General features: G+C 62.1%; 15 protein-coding genes. 8 read left to right on the forward strand and 7 right to left on the reverse strand.

Annotated elements, in window-relative coordinates; all coding sequences use genetic code 11:
• Nucleotides 1-592 precede the first annotated feature (592 nt).
• Nucleotides 593-1840 (forward strand): HNH endonuclease, encoded by a 1248-nt coding sequence (locus tag IVB05_RS02070; protein WP_247782789.1) that lies wholly within the window; start codon nucleotides 593-595, stop codon nucleotides 1838-1840.
• 221 nt (nucleotides 1841-2061) lie between these two features.
• Here the strand turns inward: IVB05_RS02070 and IVB05_RS02075 are convergent, their stop codons facing one another.
• Both IVB05_RS02075 and IVB05_RS02080 read right to left on the reverse strand, forming a co-directional pair.
• Complete coding sequence (locus IVB05_RS02075; protein ID WP_247782790.1) at nucleotides 2062-2667, reverse strand: restriction endonuclease; 606 nt, start codon at nucleotides 2665-2667, stop codon at nucleotides 2062-2064.
• A gap of 126 nt (nucleotides 2668-2793) precedes the next feature.
• Entirely contained in the window at nucleotides 2794-4005 is a 1212-nt protein-coding gene (locus IVB05_RS02080; protein WP_247782791.1) for an ABC transporter substrate-binding protein, read from the reverse strand.
• A gap of 205 nt (nucleotides 4006-4210) precedes the next feature.
• Here IVB05_RS02080 and IVB05_RS02085 point away from each other — a divergent pair, with 205 nt between their 5' ends.
• Nucleotides 4211-5365, forward strand: coding sequence for an acyl-CoA dehydrogenase family protein (locus IVB05_RS02085; protein ID WP_247782792.1), 1155 nt, complete (start codon nucleotides 4211-4213; stop codon nucleotides 5363-5365).
• Between the two features lie 129 nt (nucleotides 5366-5494).
• On the opposite strand, the gene IVB05_RS02090 is transcribed toward IVB05_RS02085, so the two are convergent.
• A complete protein-coding gene (locus tag IVB05_RS02090; RefSeq protein ID WP_247782793.1) occupies nucleotides 5495-6235 on the reverse strand; it encodes a sterol desaturase family protein in 741 nt (246 codons plus the stop codon).
• 114 nt (nucleotides 6236-6349) lie between these two features.
• Complete coding sequence (locus IVB05_RS02095) at nucleotides 6350-7144, reverse strand: helix-turn-helix transcriptional regulator (RefSeq protein ID WP_247782794.1); 795 nt, start codon at nucleotides 7142-7144, stop codon at nucleotides 6350-6352.
• 205 nt (nucleotides 7145-7349) lie between these two features.
• On the opposite strand from IVB05_RS02095, the gene IVB05_RS02100 reads away from it, so the two are divergent.
• The 6 genes from IVB05_RS02100 to IVB05_RS02125 all read left to right on the forward strand — a co-directional run bounded on the left by IVB05_RS02100 (nucleotide 7350) and on the right by IVB05_RS02125 (nucleotide 14779).
• The gene (locus tag IVB05_RS02100) at nucleotides 7350-8504 is read left to right on the forward strand and encodes an acyl-CoA dehydrogenase family protein (RefSeq protein ID WP_247782795.1); all 1155 of its coding nucleotides are present in this window, start codon (nucleotides 7350-7352) and stop codon (nucleotides 8502-8504) included.
• 32 nt (nucleotides 8505-8536) lie between these two features.
• Entirely contained in the window at nucleotides 8537-9193 is a 657-nt protein-coding gene (locus tag IVB05_RS02105; protein ID WP_247782796.1) for a glutathione S-transferase, read from the forward strand.
• 114 nt (nucleotides 9194-9307) lie between these two features.
• Entirely contained in the window at nucleotides 9308-10126 is an 819-nt protein-coding gene (locus IVB05_RS02110) for an AraC family transcriptional regulator (RefSeq protein WP_247782797.1), read from the forward strand.
• Between the two features lie 66 nt (nucleotides 10127-10192).
• Nucleotides 10193-11059: a 3-keto-5-aminohexanoate cleavage protein gene (locus tag IVB05_RS02115; protein ID WP_247782798.1), complete on the forward strand. Its 867-nt coding sequence runs from the start codon at nucleotides 10193-10195 to the stop codon at nucleotides 11057-11059.
• Between the two features lie 121 nt (nucleotides 11060-11180).
• Nucleotides 11181-12797: an acyl-CoA carboxylase subunit beta gene (locus tag IVB05_RS02120; RefSeq protein WP_247782799.1), complete on the forward strand. Its 1617-nt coding sequence runs from the start codon at nucleotides 11181-11183 to the stop codon at nucleotides 12795-12797.
• 11 nt (nucleotides 12798-12808) lie between these two features.
• Entirely contained in the window at nucleotides 12809-14779 is a 1971-nt protein-coding gene (locus IVB05_RS02125) for an acetyl-CoA carboxylase biotin carboxylase subunit (RefSeq protein WP_247787434.1), read from the forward strand.
• 87 nt (nucleotides 14780-14866) lie between these two features.
• Here the strand turns inward: IVB05_RS02125 and IVB05_RS02130 are convergent, their stop codons facing one another.
• Genes IVB05_RS02130 through IVB05_RS02140 form a run of 3 tightly spaced genes read right to left on the reverse strand, consistent with a single transcriptional unit; the run spans nucleotide 14867 to nucleotide 17759 of the window.
• Entirely contained in the window at nucleotides 14867-15859 is a 993-nt protein-coding gene (locus tag IVB05_RS02130) for a dipeptide ABC transporter ATP-binding protein (RefSeq protein ID WP_247782800.1), read from the reverse strand.
• The gene (locus IVB05_RS02135; RefSeq protein WP_247782801.1) at nucleotides 15856-16866 is read right to left on the reverse strand and encodes an ABC transporter ATP-binding protein; all 1011 of its coding nucleotides are present in this window, start codon (nucleotides 16864-16866) and stop codon (nucleotides 15856-15858) included. Before IVB05_RS02135 ends, IVB05_RS02130 begins: the two co-directional genes overlap by 4 nt.
• Nucleotides 16866-17759, reverse strand: a complete 894-nt coding sequence (locus tag IVB05_RS02140) for an ABC transporter permease (RefSeq protein ID WP_247782802.1) — start codon at nucleotides 17757-17759, stop codon at nucleotides 16866-16868. The genes IVB05_RS02135 and IVB05_RS02140 overlap by 1 nt, the downstream gene beginning before the upstream one ends.

Consider the following 17759-nt stretch of genomic DNA (forward strand, 5'->3'; position numbering starts at 1 on the left):
CTCCCCGGCGACGAATTCGTCTTGTCACCGTCGTTGGCGGATTGAAGGGTTGTTTAAGCCCGGTTGGGCCAACGCGCCTCCGCCAACTTGACACCAGCAACGGGTGCCAGGACCACACGGCTTTGCCGTACGCCGCAGCTTCGTTCGTCTGCGCGCCCCTAACCGCTCACAAGCCGAAAGCTTGCCCTGCGATCTCGGCTGCGCGCCGACGCTGCCGCGTCCACCGCATCCCATCCCGCGTTTGTGACGATCGCGAAACGCCCCTCATACCGGGACGGGACCAAATCGATATATTGCTGATTTGGGTCCGTCGTCAAACGAAATTTCGGAAAAACAGAAATCAGTCGGAGCGCCAGTGCGGTCGGATGGCGACCACGCCCTGAGGATATGTTTGTCAGGGTTGGGACATGGCTTGATCCGAAGTAAGCTTGCATCGCTGAGGTCCATAACGCCGCTTGCGACGGCGTTGCTTGAACGACGATTTACCATCTAAGGAGGCGGTGGATATTCGAACTTGGTGATGCAGCGGTTACAAGGCAACAGCATTGACGATATCGGCGGATAAAATGATGAAGGTAATTACGGTGTAGTCATGCCGCATGGCTTTACTCACGAGGTTTGGGGATTTGCCAAGGAGGAAGCGCTGTCTGTTTTGCGACGCAAAGCAGTACAGAATGATCCACTCATAACTTACAGCGATATTGCTAAGGAAATTAGGGCAATCAAATTCGAACCCGACGACAAAAGACTGCACGAGCTACTCGGCGAAATTTCCGTCGACGAAAATGCAGCCGGTCGCGGGATGCTTTCAGTTCTCGTTGTTCATAAGCACGGCGAACACAAGCCAGGTCCGGGCTTTTTTGTTCTCGCTAAGCGACTAGGAAGGAAAACCTCAGATCCAGAAGAATTGTTTGTTGCCGAACTAGCGAAAGTAAAAGACGCAAACGCTGCGAGTTCTATGTCGATGTTGGAACGTCACAACCTGAGAGGACGGAACATTGAAGCGTTGCCATTTCGAATACCGGAGTACCCCGGAATAAGTCATCCGATATCTCGCGGGATGCCGAAGTTCTATCGGCCAGAATCGCTCAAGGATACGGTTGAAGGCAAAACGGATAGAACAAATGTCTTCGAAAAAATTGTTGTGGGATTGTATCTGAGGCTAGGACGGGCGGTTCCCTACGCGTTCTTTACGATCGACGGCGAAATCAGATCGCTAGACGCCGGCTGCATGAAGTTTCTGCTTAATCGTCCTAAGCCTGAGATTGAATTACTTACTGATGCAGCGGGAGAAATAACCGCTGTCCGTCCGCTCCCTATCCTGGTTAGTCGTTACAGACTGTTGCACGAAAATCTGCTGAGCCAACTTGATGGAGGCTCCGTCGATGCCCAACTGCCATTTGACATTACTGCCCCTCCTGACGAGCGCCGCAAGGCAATGTCAAAACAAACAATTCGGGAAGGCGCCACGGCATTTAGGGCGTCCATTATGGCGACGTGGTCTCGGCGCTGTGCAGTTAGCGGCACGGCGGTCGACTGTGTAATACACGCAGCACACATTTTTCGGTATCTCGGCCCTCAAACTAATTCACCTTACAACGGTATCGCTCTTCGGGCCGACATACATGCGCTGTTTGACGCCCATCTCATTTCCATAAAGTACGAGTCCTCCAAATTGTTCACGTGCGTATCACGCAGTATTCTTGGTACAGAATATGGAAAACTTGGAAGGCTCGAAATCACGCTGCCCTCGATTAGATCGAACCGTCCTCATAGAGAATTGGTTGAATTTCATTACAAGCATTTCGCCGAGAGGGAGCAGAAAAATAACGGAGCTTGATAGTCAATGGGCCAACCCGTAGGGCGGATTGAGTCGAGGGCGTAATTCGGCGCCTCGGCTACAATGTCAATGTAGTCTGCCATTATGCGCCCCATGTTGAATTCTCCTCGCGCGTGTGGTTGTTGAGTGGAGATTCCGGTGAGAACGACGCGCGCCGCGGTTGGCACAGGCTTGCGGATTACGCCTTCGAATTAATCCGCCTTACGAGATCTTCGCCCGCTTCATTCTGAAAGGTCGGTCAACCATCGCTGCAGACGCAGACCGTTGATTAGTTCGAGACGATGAGGGATCACCTGCTTGATTCCGGGTGCTTCCTCGATACGCGGCGCAAAGTCTGACGTAGTTGCTATGATACCTTTGCTAACGTTCGCCTCAGCGGTGAGGACGCCGAGCATCTCGTGCACATGGGCACGATCGACCAGGCGGTTTGGCGCATAGGCCTTCATGGATCCAAGAATGCGAATACAGCCGATTCCATGTTTTACCGCAATCACATCGCGACCATGATCGCCCGACCTCGGCGTGAGCGTGACCTCATATCCCTCTGCGCTCATAGCACCGGCGAGCATTTCCTCCCATTGTCGGTCGTTAAGCTGAAATGCTAGATTCCAGTCCTCTCCCAATCGCTGAGCGATCTCAACCCAGATAGCGGCATAGGACTTGATCAGAAGCCCTTCCGACGTCCGCCTCTCCGGGATGATCAGACCGTTCAGCGTTATTGACGCTATGCTCGTGGCATTGCTGAGTGAATCTATCGCGTGCTTTCGAGGGCCGCTCGCTCCGAGCTTCCCGAAGCCGGCCCCCATGCGTCCAAAACCGCCTATCATTGGACGGTCTGCGCCAAAGTGCGGTGCACCACGCTGCTCCCTCCCCTAACTCCTCGGCCGATCTTCAACATGCCTCGCGTGAGGCAGAATACCATCGCGTACAACAATCACCAAGATATGGGTCGCTCAGGAGCCGCGCAGCAATTCGCTGATCACGTTGAACTGGTTGTCGCGAAACTCGACCATATAACCGTCCTTGATCGGACGGTAATCCGTCGGCGACGTGTTGAGCTTTACCCCGGGCATCAGCATCGGCAGCGCTACGCCCTTGAGGTTGGCCGCCTGCGCCATGATGTTTTCGCGGCTAAGGTCGTTCTTGCACTGGGTGAGCACCACGACCAGCGCCTGCGCAACCATGTAGCCATATCCCGCCGCCATGTTGGCCGGATCGATATTGGGCAGCCGCGCCTTCATGAAATCGCGGTAGGCGACCAGGTCCGCGTCGGTGGAGTCAGCCGAATAGGGCTTTAGCGCTCCGACCGACATGATGCCGGTCGCGGCTTCGAGCCCGGCCGGCACCATCACCGTTTCCTTGTTGGCGCAGCCCGAGGAGATGAAACGCATTGGACGCCAGCCGGTCTCGTAGGCTTTTCGGATCGCTTGCGCACACGCACGCGGCGTCACGCTGTAGATCAGGAAGACGTCGGCCTTGGTGTTGGCGAGCGTGAGGATCTGCGAATCCACCGTAGGATCGGCGACCTCGAAACTCGCAGCCATGGCGATCACCTTGTCGGCGTCCGCCCCGAGCGCTTCCTTGACGCCGCGCAGATAATCCTTTCCGGCGTCGTCGTTCTGGTAAAGGATCGCAAAGCGCGCATTGGGATTTTTGGCGCGGGCGAAGCGCACCTCGATGCCGGCTTCCTCGACATAGTTGGGCGCCCAGGGCAGTGCCATCAGCCAGGGCTGATTGGTCGGATCGTTCCATTTCGATGCGGAGCTGATCAGGAACAGATGCGGCACCTTGGCGCCGTTGAGATATTTTGCGGTGGCAGAACTCGGCGCGGTGCCCATGGTTCCGAACATGAACGCGACGCCGTCATTCTCGACCAGTCGGCGCGTCGCCTCGACCGTCTTCGGTGGCGAAAAACCGTCGTCGAGCGAGATCATGTTGAGCTTGCGGCCGTTGACGCCGCCCTTCTCGTTGATCAGGTCGAAATAGGCTGCAAAGGCCTTGCCGGTGACGCTGAGCGCCGACGCCGGGCCGCTATACGGCATGATGTTGCCGAACTTGATCTCGGCGTCGGTGATGCCGGGTTGCTGAGCGGTTGCTGTTGTCGCTGCGCCCAGAGAGAGCAGCGCAGAAATGAAAGCCGGGACGAACTTGCTCGATCGGATCATGCTTCATCCTCCCCGGCGAATGGCCGACAATGTTGTTATTGGTTTTGAACCAAGGCTAGGGCATGCTCGGGCAACCGGTCTTGCGTTCAGTTGCTGGACACAGCACGCGTTGGTGCGGCAGGCCGCGCCTGCAAGATAATGCCAGCCGCTCAACGCAAGTTTGCGAGAGGCAAATCGGGGCATCGTCATCCGTTGGGAGGAAATCATGCTGGAGCGCGCAAGGGTGCAAAGCCCGTTCTATACGGCCGAACACGAAGCGTTCCGCGACGTGATGCGCCGCTTCGTGTCGCGCGAGATCGAGCCCTATGCCCATGAATGGGACGAGGCCGGCGAGTTTCCGCGCGAGCTTTATCGGAAAGCGTTCGAGATCGGCCTGCTGGGGCTCGGCTTCCCGGAAGAGTATGGCGGCGTCGCCGCCGACCAGTTCATGAAAATCGTGGTTTCGCAGGAACTGGCGCGCGCCGGCGCGGGCGGGATCAGTGCGAGCCTGATGAGCCACACCATCGGTTCGCCGCCGATCGCGCGGGCTGCGAGGCCCGAGGTCAGGGCGAGGGTGCTGCCGCAGGTGCTGGCGGGTGAGAAGATTTCGGCGCTCGCGATCACCGAGCCCAGCGGCGGCTCCGACGTTGCCAATTTGCGCACCAAGGCGCGGCGCGACGGCGACCATTATGTCGTCAGCGGCGAAAAGACCTTCATCACCTCGGGCATGCGGGCTGATTATTTGACGGTCGCGGTGCGCACCGGTGGCGAGGGGCCGGGCGGGGTTAGCCTGCTGTTGATCGAGGGCGACACGCCGGGCCTGTCGCGCACGAAACTGAAGAAGATGGGCTGGTGGGCGTCCGATACCGCGACGCTGCATTTCGACGAATGCCGCGTAAGGTGCGAAAACCTGATCGGCGAGGAGGGGCAGGGTTTCAAGATCATCATGCACAATTTCAACAGCGAGCGCATGGGCATGGCGGCAAGCTGCACGGCCTATGCCCGCGTCTGCGTCGAGGAAGCCATCGCCTACGCCAAGGAGCGCAAGACTTTTGGCAAGCCGATCGCGCAGCATCAGGTGATCCGGCACAAGCTGGTCGACATGGCCCAGAAGGTCGCGGCGTCGCAGGCGATGCTGGAAATGCTGGCGTGGCGGCTCGGACAGGGCGAGAGCCCGGTTGCCGAAATCTGCATGATGAAGAACCAGGCGACCCAGACCATGGCGTTCTGCGCCTCCGAGGCCGTGCAGATTTTTGGCGGCGCCGGCTTCATGCGCGGCATCAAGGTCGAGCGCATCTACCGCGAGGTCAAGGTCAACGCCATCGGCGGTGGCACCGAAGAGATCATGAAGGATCTCGCCTCGAGGCAGATGGGGCTCTAACCGTCATTCCGGGGCGATGCGTAGCGTCGAACCCGGAATCCAATTCTCATCAAATCTACGGCTCGATCTATTCCGGGTTCGCGCTGCGCGCGCCCCGGAATGACGAACAGCAGACTCGGCTCGCTCCTGCTACGGCCGGCGATCATACACATCCTGAAACAGCAGCATGCGTGACAGATGGCGCTCATTATGCCCAGGGAAGCCGCATTGCGTGGCAAAATCGTCGGCGTCGCGATAGGTACCGAACAGCCGGTCCCAGATCGGCAGATCGCCAAAGTTGCCGGCGTGGACGTCGAGTTCGTGATGCAGCGAGTGCAGCTCCGGGGTCTGGATGAAATATTTCAGCCATGGCGGCGACTTGAAATTGGAGTGATAGAAGAACTCGCCGGTCGCGGCGAACACATTGAACCACATCGCGCCCTCCAGCGAGCAGCCCAGCAGCGGATAGAGCACGGCAGCCGCAAGCGCGCTGTCGGCGAGGATCTCGACCGGGTGCTTGTAGAACGAGGTGATGGTCTCGATCCGGGCCGGCGAATGGTGCACCTGATGGAACAGCACCCACCACCCGTTCATGTGGCGGAGCCGGTGCCACCAGTAGAAAAAGAAAGTGCCGACCAGCCAGCCGATAAGGCCTTCGAGCACCGGCAGCCGCAGCGCCTCCAGATCGAACAGTGACGCGTTACCGAACAGCTTCGTCCACAGCGTGCTGGTCGAGAGCGTAATGCCGACCTGAAACATGGTGACAATCAGGGCGCGGCCGTACCAGCCCGGCGCATTGGGCAGTTCGCGGCCCGGCGCGACCCGTTCCAGGATCAGGAACGCGGCGGCCGCCAGGGCGATCAGCAGCGAAGTCAGGATGAGCGTTGTCATGGCGAAACACCTTGTGTGAGTGCCCCCGCGCCGGAGTGAAGCTCCGGGTCGCAGGTTCGCCGTAACAACAGCACCGACGATGCCATCCGGTCGATGACACGTACGTGCTAAGACCTATTTGAGGGCCGCAATCAGCTGGCTGCGCTTGGTGATGCCCAGCCGTTCATAGATGCCGCGGAAATGATTTCCGACGGTGTTTTCGGAGATGCCAAGGCGCACGGCGATCGTCTTGTCCGGCAGGCCCATCAGCGCCAGATCGACCAATTGTCTCTGCCGGTCGGTGAGTTTCGTGAGGTCGAGCGATGAACCCGCCACTTGCTCCGTGGCGAGAAACAGTGCGTGAAGCACCGGCGCGATGAGATTGAGTGAAGCCCGCGTGCGGTCTGGATGGTCGGCCGCAACGCCGGAAAAGCTGATATAGGTCCCGGCATTGGCGAACGGGTCGACGACACCGTGCGCGGCGACGACGCCAAGCGAGAACCGCTTGATCTCTTCGAGTTCACGCTCGGTGGCGAAAGGTGGCGGGCATGAGGGGTCGAGGATGAAGGCCGCGCGGTTTTGCACCCACCATGCGAAGCATCCCCGCGATGTCAGATTGAACGCATCTTCGAGGCTTGCAATGAACTCAGCTTGATGGCCGCTCGTCACCAGGTTTTGCATCCGGATACGACCGCCGGACAGCCGGCCATAACCGCCGAGGAATCGCTGGAACGGGAAAAAGTCGCGCAGCGGCCCTTCAACCCAACTCAAAATCTGGGCTTCGTTCATCGATCCCGCGGGAACCGCGCTCAATGCACCGATCCAGGCTTTCAGATCCAGAGCGGACGGGTCTGCCACGACACTGGCCGCTTTGCCCTGTCCAGGGTCGCCCGTTCTCGCACCTCGCAATCGCTGCCCCGATTTTCGCATTTGCCCCCGCTCCGCCGCCGCGTTCATCCTAGGATGAAACCGGCCGCGCCACCAGATTGCCGGCGGCAGAAGCGGCAACCTCGATGCCGCTGTGGACAGCTACTCAGCGCAAGTTCGCTACGGCCCTTTTCGGCATCTTGCCGCCGCGTGCTACAAAGGGCTCGCAATGTTCGTCCCGCGCACGGAATGACGAGAGGCACGGTTCATGCTGTTTACCGCCGATCACGACGAACCTCGCCGTATCTTGCAGAAGTTCATCGCAGCGGAGATCAATCCCTTCGTTGATGAATGGGAGAACAACGACATCTTCCCGGCGCATGAGCTGTTCAAGAAGCTCGGCGATCTCGGCTTCCTCGGCCTCAACAAGCCGGTCGAATTCGGCGGCCAGGGGCTCGATTACTCCTACGCGCTCATGATGGCCGAAGAGCTCGGCGCCATCACCTGCGGCGGCGTGCCGATGGCGATCGGGGTGCAGACCGACATGGCTACGCCGGCGCTGGCGCGGTTCGGCTCGGATGAAGTGCGACGCGAGTTTCTTAGCCCCGCGATTGCGGGAGATGCGGTCGCCTGTATCGGTGTTTCAGAGCCCGGCGCCGGTTCCGACGTCGCCTCGATCAAGACCCAGGCACGTTCCGACGGCGACGATTACGTCATCAATGGCGGCAAGATGTGGATCACCAATGGCGTGCAGGCCGACTGGATCTGCCTGCTCGCCAACACCAGTGACGACCAGGTCCATCGCAACAAGTCGCTGATCTGCGTGCCGATGAAAGCCAAGGGCGTGCAGGTCGCGCGCAAGCTCGACAAAATGGGCATGCGCTCGTCCGATACCGCGCAGATTTTCTTCGACAATGTCCGGGTGCCCAAGCGCAACCGCATCGGCGAGGAGGGCAAGGGTTTTACCTACCAGATGGTGCAGTTCCAGGAGGAGCGGCTGTGGGGCGCGGCCGCGTGCCTCAAGGCGCATGAATTCATCATCGGCGAGACGATCGAATACACCCGCAACCGCAAGGCGTTTGGCAAATCGATCCTCGACAACCAGACCGTCCATTTCAAGTTGGCGGAGATGCAGACCGAGGTGGAACTGCTGCGCGCGCTGATCTACCGCGCCGCCGAGGCGCTGGTTGCGGGCGAGGACGTGACACGGCTCGCCACCATGGCCAAACTGAAGGCGGGGCGCTTGGGCCGCGAGTTGACCGACGCCTGCCTGCAGTTCTGGGGCGGCATGGGCTTTATGAACGAGACGCCAGTCAGCCGCGCCTATCGCGACAGCCGCCTGACCTCGATCGGCGGCGGCGCCGACGAGGTGATGCTGACGGTGCTGTGCAAGATGATGGGCACGCTGCCGAAAAACAAATAGAAGCCCGATCGGAACTTACGAGGGGATGCCTGATGATCACGCTCTATCACTGCGACGGCGCACGCTCATTCCGTCCGCTCTGGATGCTCGAAGAGATGGGCTTGCCCTATGAGCTGAAAATGCTGCCGTTCCCGCCACGGGTGTTCGCCAAGGAGTATCTTGCGATCAATCCGCTCGGCACCATTCCCTTCATGATCGACGGCGAGACCAAGATGACGGAGTCCTCTGGTATCTGTTATTATCTGGGCACCAAATATGGTCCGACACCGCTGGTGATCGGGCAGGACGATCCGGCCTACGGCGCCTTCCTGAACTGGATGTATTTCAGCGACGCCACACTGACCTTTCCGCAAACGCTGGTGCTGAGATACAGCCAGCTCGAACCGGAGGAGCGGCGGAACCCGCAGGTGGCCGGCGATTACGCGAAATGGTTCTTGGGCCGGCTGCGTGCTGTCGAGGCAGCTACCGCAAATGCCGAAACATTGTGCGCCGGCCGGTTCACTGGGGCCGATATCGTCAACGGCTATGCGTTGCGGCTGGCGGGCAATATCGGGCTCGCGAAGGATTTCGGGCCGAATGTCGCCGCCTATTGGGCCAGGTTGCAGGAACGTGACGGGTATCAGCGCGCCGTTGCGGCGGAGCGCAAGGCCGGTATTGAACAGAATGTGGCGCCACGGATCCGGGCCTGAAAGGCGCCGATCCAGGCCTTCGAATTAACCTTTCCCGGTCGGTGACAGTCCCCCAATTTCCGCTATGGTTGACCCCGTCGCAGCGGCCAAAGAGCCGCGCGAGGAGGACGAGCCATGGACGATGTCGGCCACAAATCCGGCCATCTGATGCTGATCACCCCGGAGCGCGTGTTCTACGCCGGCCTGCTCGGCCGGCCCCGGCAACGCTGCTCGGGCGGGTTCAACATCTATGTTGCACTCGAGGGCGGTCTCTGGCTCACCACCGCCGATGGCCGCGAGAGCCATGGTGAAATGGTCGCCCTGTTGCCGAACATCAGGCACACCATCGCCAGCGATTATCGTTCGGTGCTCAGCGTGGTGATCGAGCCGGAGAGCGTTCGTCCCGGCGCGCTCGAAGATCTCGCCCGGCGTCTCGCGGGTCCTGAAGGCACGGCTTTCGCCAGCCGCATTCGCGCCGCCTATCGCGAACTGCGCGAGCATCACGCCAATGATTTTTCCAGCGCCGAGTTCGATCTGCTGTGCCTCGGCGAGGCCCTGCCGCAGCGCGAACTCGATGCCCGCGTGGGGCGCGCCATTGTGCAGATCGGAAAATTCTGCGGCGAGCCGGTGACGGCCGCGAGTTGCGCCGCGGAGGCGGGACTATCCCCGTCGCGTTTCCTGCATTTGTTCAAGGAAGAGACCGGCATTTCCTTCCGGTCGTTCCGCGCCTGGAAACGGGCGCGGCATCTGCTGCATTTCGCCAACCAGGACATCAACCTTGCGCATCTCGCGCAGGATATCGGCTATCCCGACTCCACGCATTTCAGCCACTCGATCCGCCGCTTCTATGGCTTGAAGCCGCGAGCGATCTTTTCAGGTTCGCGCGACCTGGCGATCTATAGCCACCGCCATGCCGCCGCCGGCAATAGCGGGTTGACGCAAGAAGCCGGCTGATGCCGGACGCATGATCGCGCCGGGTATTTTCGCGATCCCTCGCGTCCCGCTTTCGAAGGTTGATCCATGGGCGACAAGGCCGTCATTACCTGCGCGCTGAACGGCGTGCTGACCGACCCGAAGCAGCACAACGTGCCGGTCACGCCGGAGCAGATGGCGCGCGAGGCCAGGGCCGCGTTTAACGCCGGCGCCAGCATCATGCATGTTCATTTGCGCCAGCAGGAGCCGAACAAGGGGCACCTGCCGTCCTGGGACGTCAACGTCAGCAAGGAAATCCAGCAGGCGATTCGCGAGGCCTGCCCCGGCGTCATCATCAACCACACCACGGGCACGTCGGGGCCCAAATATCAGGGCGCGCTCGACTGCGTGCGCGAGACGAGACCCGAGATTGCGGCCTGCAACGCCGGCTCGCTGAACTATCTGAAGGTGAAGTCCGACAACACCTGGGCCTGGCCGCCGATGATGTTCGATAACGCGGTCGAGAAGGTGCAGGACTATCTCGACGTGATGAAGGAAGCAGGCACGATTCCCGAATTCGAATGCTTCGACGTCGGCATCGTTCGCTGCGTCGGCATGTACCGGCAGACCGGAATGTATTCCGGCCCGCTCGAATATAATTTTGTGATGGGCGTCGCCTCCGGCATGCCCGCCGACCCGGACCTGCTGCCGATCCTGTTGAAGCTGAAGCTGCCGGAAGCGCATTGGCAGGTGACTGCGATCGGTCGCGCCGAAATCTGGCCGCTGCACCAACGCTGCGCCGATCTCGGCGGGCATCTCCGCACCGGACTGGAAGATACTTTCTATCTCGCCGACGGCACCAAGGTGACCTCGAACGGGCAGTTGATAGAGGAAGTCGCCGCCTGCGCGCGCCGTGCTGGCCGCGAGATCGCAAGCCCGGCGGAGGCCCGGCAGATTTTCGGGACAAGGCATTAATGCCGTCATTGCGAGCGACGCGAAGCAATCCATCGTGTCGCACAGAAAGATTGCTTCGGCGCTTCGCTCCCTTGCACAAACGCTTCGCGTTTGTCGCAGGCAATGACGAGCAGGAGAGTTTATGGCCGTAATCGACTCGACGATCGCAACCGGCAGCGCGGCCTTTAAGGCCAATCGCGAGGGCATGGTGGCGCTGATCGCGCGGATGCGTGCCCTCGAAGATCGCACGCGGGCGGCATCCGCGGCCGCCAAGGACCGCTTCCACAAGCGCGGACAGTTGCTACCGCGCGAGCGCGTGGCGCTGGTGCTCGATCCCGGCTCGCCCTTCGTCGAACTGTCGGCGCTCGCCGGCTACATGTTCGACGTCCCGGATGCGGACAAGAGCGTGCCCGGCGGCGGCGTGATCGCCGGCATCGGTTTCGTCTCCGGCATCCGCTGCATGGTCAGCGCCAATGATTCCGGCATCGATGCCGGCGCGCTGCAACCGTACGGCCTCGACAAGACGCTGCGGGTGCAGGAACTGGCGCTGGAAAACAAGCTACCTTACGTGCAGCTGGTCGAAAGCGCCGGCGCCAATCTGCTGCGCTACCGGGTCGAGGACTTTATTCGCGGCGGCAACATCTTTCGCAACCTGGCGCGGCTGTCGGCGGCAGGTTTGCCTGTCGTCACCGTGACGCATGGTTCGTCGACCGCGGGCGGCGCCTATCAGACCGGACTTTCCGACTACATCGTGATGGTGCGTGGCCGCACCCGCGCGTTCCTCGCCGGGCCGCCGCTGTTGAAAGCCGCGACGGGCGAGATTGCGACCGAGGAAGAACTCGGCGGCGCCGAGATGCATACCTCGATTTCAGGTCTCGGCGACTATCTGGCCGAAGACGATCGCGATGCGCTGCGCATCGCGCGCGACATCATGGCCAATCTGGAGTGGGACCGGCCGAAGCCAGCGCCAGAATCGTTCAAGCCGCCACGCTACGATGCGGAGGAACTGCTTGGCATCATGCCGATGGATCACAAGCGGCCGGTGGACATGCGCCAGGCTATCGCGCGGTTTGTCGACGATTCCGACTTCACCGAGTTCGGCGCCAATTACGGTCCCGCTACCGTATGCGGTCATGCCCGCATCGAAGGGCAGGCGATCGGGATCATCAGCAACAACGGCCCGCTCGACGTGCCCGGCGCCAACAAGGCGACGCACTTCATTCAGGCCTGCTGCCAGTCGCGCACGCCGATTCTGTATATGAACAACACGACGGGTTACATGGTCGGCAAGGCGTATGAGGAGGCCGGCATGATCAAGCACGGCTCCAAGATGATCCAGGCGGTGACCTCGGCTACCGTGCCGCAAATCACGATCTATTGCGGCGCCTCTTTCGGCGCCGGCAATTACGGCATGTGCGGGCGCGGCTTTCATCCGCGATTCTGTTTCGCCTGGCCGAACGCCAAGACCGCGGTGATGGGCGGCGAGCAGGCCGCCGAAACCATGGCGATCGTGACCGAGGCTGCGGCGGCGCGGCGCGGCAAGCCGATCGAGAAGGAGAAGCTCGATGCGATGAAGGCGCAGATCACCGGCGTGTTCGACGGCCAGATGGACGTGTTCTCGACCAGCGCGCGCGTCCTTGATGATGGGGTTATTGACCCGCGCGATACCCGCAGCGTGCTTTCCGAAGTGCTGGCGATCTGTCGTGAGGCCGAGGCCCGCACGCCCCAGCGCATGCAGTTCTCGGTCGCGCGGCCATGAGCGGAATTGAAATGAAGCGGACGCCGTTCTTCAAGATCCTCGTCGCCAACCGCGGCGAGATCGCGCTGCGGATCATGCGCACCGCACGCCGGCTGGGCTATGGCGTGGTCGCCGTCTACTCCGATGCCGACCGTGACGCCCTGCATGTTCGCGAGGCGGATCAGGCGATCCGGATCGGCGAGGCGCTGCCGGCGCAGTCCTATTTGCGGATCGACGCGATCATCGCGGCCGCGAAAACCAGCGGCGCCAGCGCGATTCATCCGGGCTACGGCTTCCTCGCCGAGAACGAGGATTTTGCGCAAGCCTGCCGCGATGCCGGACTGGTCTTCATCGGGCCGTCGCCGGAGGCGATCCGGGCGATGGGCAACAAGGCCGGCGCCAAGGACATCATCCAGAAGGCGGGCGTGCCTATCGTGCCTGGCTATCAGGGCGCAGATCAGAGCGACGGCGTGATGCTGGCGGAGGCCAGGAAGATCGGCTTTCCCGTGATGATCAAGGCGGTCGCGGGCGGCGGCGGGCGCGGCATGCGGCTGGTCGCAGATGCTGCAGCGTTCCCGGACGCGCTGCGCGGCGCAAGGTCGGAGGCGCAGGGCGCGTTCGGCGATCCCACCGTCATTCTGGAACGCGCCATCGTCGATCCCCGCCATATCGAAATCCAGGTGTTCGGCGACCGCTACGGCAATGCCATTCATCTTGGCGAACGTGATTGCTCGGTACAGCGCCGGCACCAGAAGCTGATCGAGGAAGCGCCGTCGCCGAAGGTGACGCCGGACTTGCGGGCGCGGATGGGCGCGGTCGCCGTCGCCGCGGTCAAGTCGATCGGCTATGAGGGCGCCGGCACGCTGGAATTCCTGCTCGACCAGAGCGGCGAGTTCTATTTCATGGAAATGAACACGCGGCTGCAGGTCGAGCATCCTGTGACGGAGGCGATCACCGGGCTGGACTTGGTTGAATTGCAGTTGCGCATCGCCGCCGGCGAGTCGCTCGGGCTCAGGCAGGAGGATGTCAAATTTTCCGGCCACGCCATCGAGGTGCGGCTGTGTTCCGAGGATGCCGGCCATGACTTCATGCCGCAATCGGGTCGGATGGCGCTGTGGCAGATGCCGGACGGCGTCCGCGTCGAGCATGCGCTGCAATCCGGTTCCGAGATTCCCCCGTTCTATGATTCCATGATCGCCAAGATCATCAGCCATGGCGCCGATCGTAACGAGGCGCGGGGCCGGTTGATCTGCGGTCTGGAGCAGACGGCCGCGTTCGGCGTCACCACCAATCAGGGATTTTTGATTTCCTGCTTGCGTCATCCGGGCTTTGCCAAGGGCGAAGCGACCACGGCCTTCATCGGCAACCATCGCGACGAACTGTTGGCGCCGAGCGCCAACGCCAACGCGGAGGCCGCGTTGGCCGCCTTGCTGCTCTACGTTACCAATACACACGCGCCGCCCTGGCGCAGCGGGCGAAGTCTGGCGGCGACGTTTCCGCTGACGATGCGGATCGATCTTGGCCATGGCGTTCACGAGGTGGATATCGTACGCGGCCGCGATGGCGGGTATGCCGCCGTCGTCGATAGCAGCGACCTTCGTTTCGAGATTGACGAGCTCGGTCGCGATGCGATCCGCTTCCGCACCGACGGCATGATGGAGTCGGCAAGATTCCTGCGCGATGGCGACCGCCTCTTTGTTCTGCACCGCGGAGCGACAATTGCGGTCCGCGACCTGACCCTCTCAGCGCCGGCCTCGGCTGCGGCGGCCGGTGGCGACGGCAAGGTGCGCGCGGCGATGAACGGCCGCGTGGTCGCGGTGCTGGTCAAGCCGGGTGAGCAGGTTGCGGCCGGCCAGCCGGTGATGACGCTGGAAGCGATGAAGATGGAGCATGTGCACACGGCTGGCGTCGCAGGCACGGTTTCGTCGATCGACGTGGCCGAAGGCGAACAGGTAACGACGGGCCGGATCGTCGTGGAGATTGCGGCGGCGCAAGTTGCGTAGGGTGGGCAAAGGAGCGCAGCGACGTGCCCACCATTCTTGCTGCGCGTGAAGTGGTGGGCACGCTGCGCTTTGCCCACCCTACGAATTCTACTCCGGTCGCCCCGTTCCCTCGTTCAGCCAGCACGCTACCTGATGCCCTTCGCCGGCTTCCACCAGCGCCGGCCGCTCCACCTTGCAGCGGTCCATGACATAGCGGCAGCGGGTGTGGAAGGCGCACCCCGAGGGCGGGTTGATCGGGCTCGGGACGTCGCCGTCGACCATGGGCGCAAGGCGTTTTGCCTTGGGATCGGCGATCGGGACTGAGGCCAGCAGTGCCTGCGTGTAGGGGTGGCGCGGGTTGGCGAACAACTCGCTTTTGTCCGCGATCTCGACGATGCGTCCGAGATACATCACGGCCACGCGGTGGCTGATATGGGCGACGACGGCGAGGTCGTGGGCGATGAACAGATAGGAGAAGCCGTTCTTGCGCTGCAGGTCGATCAGCAGGTTGATCACCTGCGCTTGGATCGAGACGTCGAGCGCCGATACCGGCTCGTCGCACACAATGAGACTCGGCCCGAGCGACAGCGCCCGTGCAATGCAGATGCGTTGCCGCTGGCCGCCCGAGAATTGATGCGGATAGTTCTTCATCTGATCCGCCCGCAATCCGACCTGCGCGAACAGTTCGGCGACGCGTTCCTGTTGCGCCCGGCCGGTTGCAAGACCGTGCACGCTGAGCGGCTCGCCGACGATATCGCCCGCGGTCATGCGTGGATTGAGCGAGGCGAACGGGTCCTGGAACACGATCTGCATCGAGCGACGATGCGGCCGCATCTCGGATTTGCTGAGGCCGGTGATGTCGGTGCCGTTGAGTTTGATGGCGCCGCTGGACGGCTCCACCAGCCGCAGCACGCTGCGCGCGACCGTCGATTTGCCGCAGCCGGACTCGCCGACGAGCCCGAGCGTCTCGCCCTTGCCGACGGAGAAGCTGACGCCGTCCACCGCATGCACGGTGCCGACGCGCCGACGCAGGACGCCGCCACGTACCGCGTAATGCTTGACGAGGTCGGTGACTTCGAGCAGGGGACGTTGATCGGTCATGGCGCGCCCACCAGTTCAGCCGCCCGCCAGCACGCCGCAAAATGATCGCCGTCGACTTCCTGCAACGGCGGATATTCGGCGCGGCAGCGATCGACGGCGAGGCTGCAGCGCGGCGCAAAGGCGCAACCCGGCGGCAGGTTTGTCAGCGACGGTACCATGCCGGGAATTTCGTTCAGCCGCGCATCGGTCTTGGCACCAAACGAAATCACCGCCGGCATCGAGGCCATCAGCCCGCGCGTGTAGGGATGCTTCGGATTCTCGAACAGGTCTTCCACGGTCGCTTCCTCGACCTTCTTGCCGGCATACATCACGATGACGCGCTGCGCGGTCTGCGCCACGACGCCGAGATCGTGCGTGATCAGGATCAATCCAGTTCCGAGCGTCTTCTGCAGATCGACGATCAGCGCCAGGATCTGCGCCTGGATCGTCACGTCGAGTGCAGTGGTCGGCTCGTCCGCGATCAACAATGCCGGCCGGCACGCCAAGGCCATCGCGATCATCGCGCGCTGCCGCATGCCGCCGGAAAGCTGATGCGGATATTCCAGCGCGCGGCGTTCCGGCTCGGGGATACGTACGAGACGCAGCATTTCGACCGCCTTGGCCCACGTCTCCCTGGAGGTCATTTCCCGGTGCAGGCGCAGCACTTCGGTGATCTGGTCGCCGATCCGCATCACCGGATTGAGCGAGGTCATCGGCTCCTGAAAGATCATCGAGATCCGGTTGCCGCGAATCTTGCGCATCTCGGCCTCGTCGAGGCCGAGCAGGTCGGTCCCTTCCAGCATCACCGAGCCGCCGACCACCCGGCCCGGCGGGTCCGGCACCAGCCGCATCACCGACAGCGCGGTCACGCTCTTGCCGCAACCGGATTCGCCGACGATCGCCAGCGTCTCGCCGCGCCGCACGCTGAACGAGACATCGTCGACCGCGCGGAACAGACCTGAGTTGGTGAAGAACACCGTCTGCAGGTTCTTCACGTCGAGAACCGTGTCTTCCTTCGTCTCGGTCATCAGCCGCGCTGCCTCGGGTCGAGGATGTCGCGCAAGGCGTCGCCGAACAGATTGGTGCCGAACACCGCAAGGCTGATGGCGACGCCGGGGAAGATCACCAGCCACGGCGCGGTGCGGACATATTCCGCCGCCGATTCCGACAGCATGCGTCCCCAGGACGGATAGGGCTCGGGAATGCCGAGGCCGAGAAACGACAGCGAGGCCTCGGTGAGGATGGTGGAGCCGAGCTGCGCGGTCGCCAGCACGATCAGCGGCGCCAGCGTGTTGGGCAGCACGTGGCGCAGCGCGATGCGGGTCTCGCTCATGCCGATCGATTTGGCGGCTTCGACGAACGGCAGTTCGCGCAGCGCCAGCGTGTTGGCGCGGATCACGCGGGCGACCGTTGGGATCAGCGGGATCGCAATGGCGATGATCACGTTCGGGAGCGACGGCCCCAGCGCTGCCGTCATCACCAGCGCCAGCACCAGCAACGGCAGGGCCTGCAGAATGTCGGTGATGCGCTGGAACAAGAGGTCGACCCAGCCCGAGAGATAGCCCGATGCGAGGCCGACGATGACGCCGATCGACGATCCCAGCAAGGTGGCGCCGATGCCGACGGCCAGTGATATCCGCGCGCCATGGACGATCCGGCTCCAGACGTCGCGGCCGAATGAATCGGTTCCCATCCAGTGCGCCGCGCTGGGGGAGGCCAGCCGTTGCGCGGAATCGACGCTGAGCGGATCGTAGCGGCAGATCAGGTCCGCCGAGATCGCCATCCAGACGAACATCACCATGATGACAAGGCCGATCGTGCCGAGCAGATAGCGATGTGCCAGAAACAGCAGACGGCGCCAGCCATGCGTCGAATGGGCGCCGGCTCGTCTTAACTCGCTGTCGAAATTGATCGTGGTCAA

Source organism: Bradyrhizobium sp. 170, assembly GCF_023101085.1.
In the GTDB taxonomy this organism is placed as follows: domain Bacteria; phylum Pseudomonadota; class Alphaproteobacteria; order Rhizobiales; family Xanthobacteraceae; genus Bradyrhizobium.

Excerpts from the sequence above, each read along its gene's own strand:
- IVB05_RS02125 (WP_247787434.1), top strand. The coding sequence starts at position 12,809 with ATGAAGCGGACGCCGTTCTTCAAGATCCTCGTCGCCAACCGCGGCGAG.
- IVB05_RS02110 (WP_247782797.1), top strand. The coding sequence starts at position 9,308 with ATGGACGATGTCGGCCACAAATCCGGCCATCTGATGCTGATCACCCCG.
- IVB05_RS02105 (WP_247782796.1), top strand. The coding sequence starts at position 8,537 with ATGATCACGCTCTATCACTGCGACGGCGCACGCTCATTCCGTCCGCTC.
- IVB05_RS02075 (WP_247782790.1), bottom strand. The coding sequence starts at position 2,667 with ATGATAGGCGGTTTTGGACGCATGGGGGCCGGCTTCGGGAAGCTCGGA.
- IVB05_RS02135 (WP_247782801.1), bottom strand. The coding sequence starts at position 16,866 with ATGACCGAGACGAAGGAAGACACGGTTCTCGACGTGAAGAACCTGCAG.
- IVB05_RS02120 (WP_247782799.1), top strand. The coding sequence starts at position 11,181 with ATGGCCGTAATCGACTCGACGATCGCAACCGGCAGCGCGGCCTTTAAG.
- IVB05_RS02085 (WP_247782792.1), top strand. The coding sequence starts at position 4,211 with ATGCTGGAGCGCGCAAGGGTGCAAAGCCCGTTCTATACGGCCGAACAC.
- IVB05_RS02090 (WP_247782793.1), bottom strand. The coding sequence starts at position 6,235 with ATGACAACGCTCATCCTGACTTCGCTGCTGATCGCCCTGGCGGCCGCC.
- IVB05_RS02115 (WP_247782798.1), top strand. The coding sequence starts at position 10,193 with ATGGGCGACAAGGCCGTCATTACCTGCGCGCTGAACGGCGTGCTGACC.
- IVB05_RS02095 (WP_247782794.1), bottom strand. The coding sequence starts at position 7,144 with ATGCGAAAATCGGGGCAGCGATTGCGAGGTGCGAGAACGGGCGACCCT.
- IVB05_RS02070 (WP_247782789.1), top strand. The coding sequence starts at position 593 with ATGCCGCATGGCTTTACTCACGAGGTTTGGGGATTTGCCAAGGAGGAA.
- IVB05_RS02100 (WP_247782795.1), top strand. The coding sequence starts at position 7,350 with ATGCTGTTTACCGCCGATCACGACGAACCTCGCCGTATCTTGCAGAAG.
- IVB05_RS02130 (WP_247782800.1), bottom strand. The coding sequence starts at position 15,859 with ATGACCGATCAACGTCCCCTGCTCGAAGTCACCGACCTCGTCAAGCAT.
- IVB05_RS02080 (WP_247782791.1), bottom strand. The coding sequence starts at position 4,005 with ATGATCCGATCGAGCAAGTTCGTCCCGGCTTTCATTTCTGCGCTGCTC.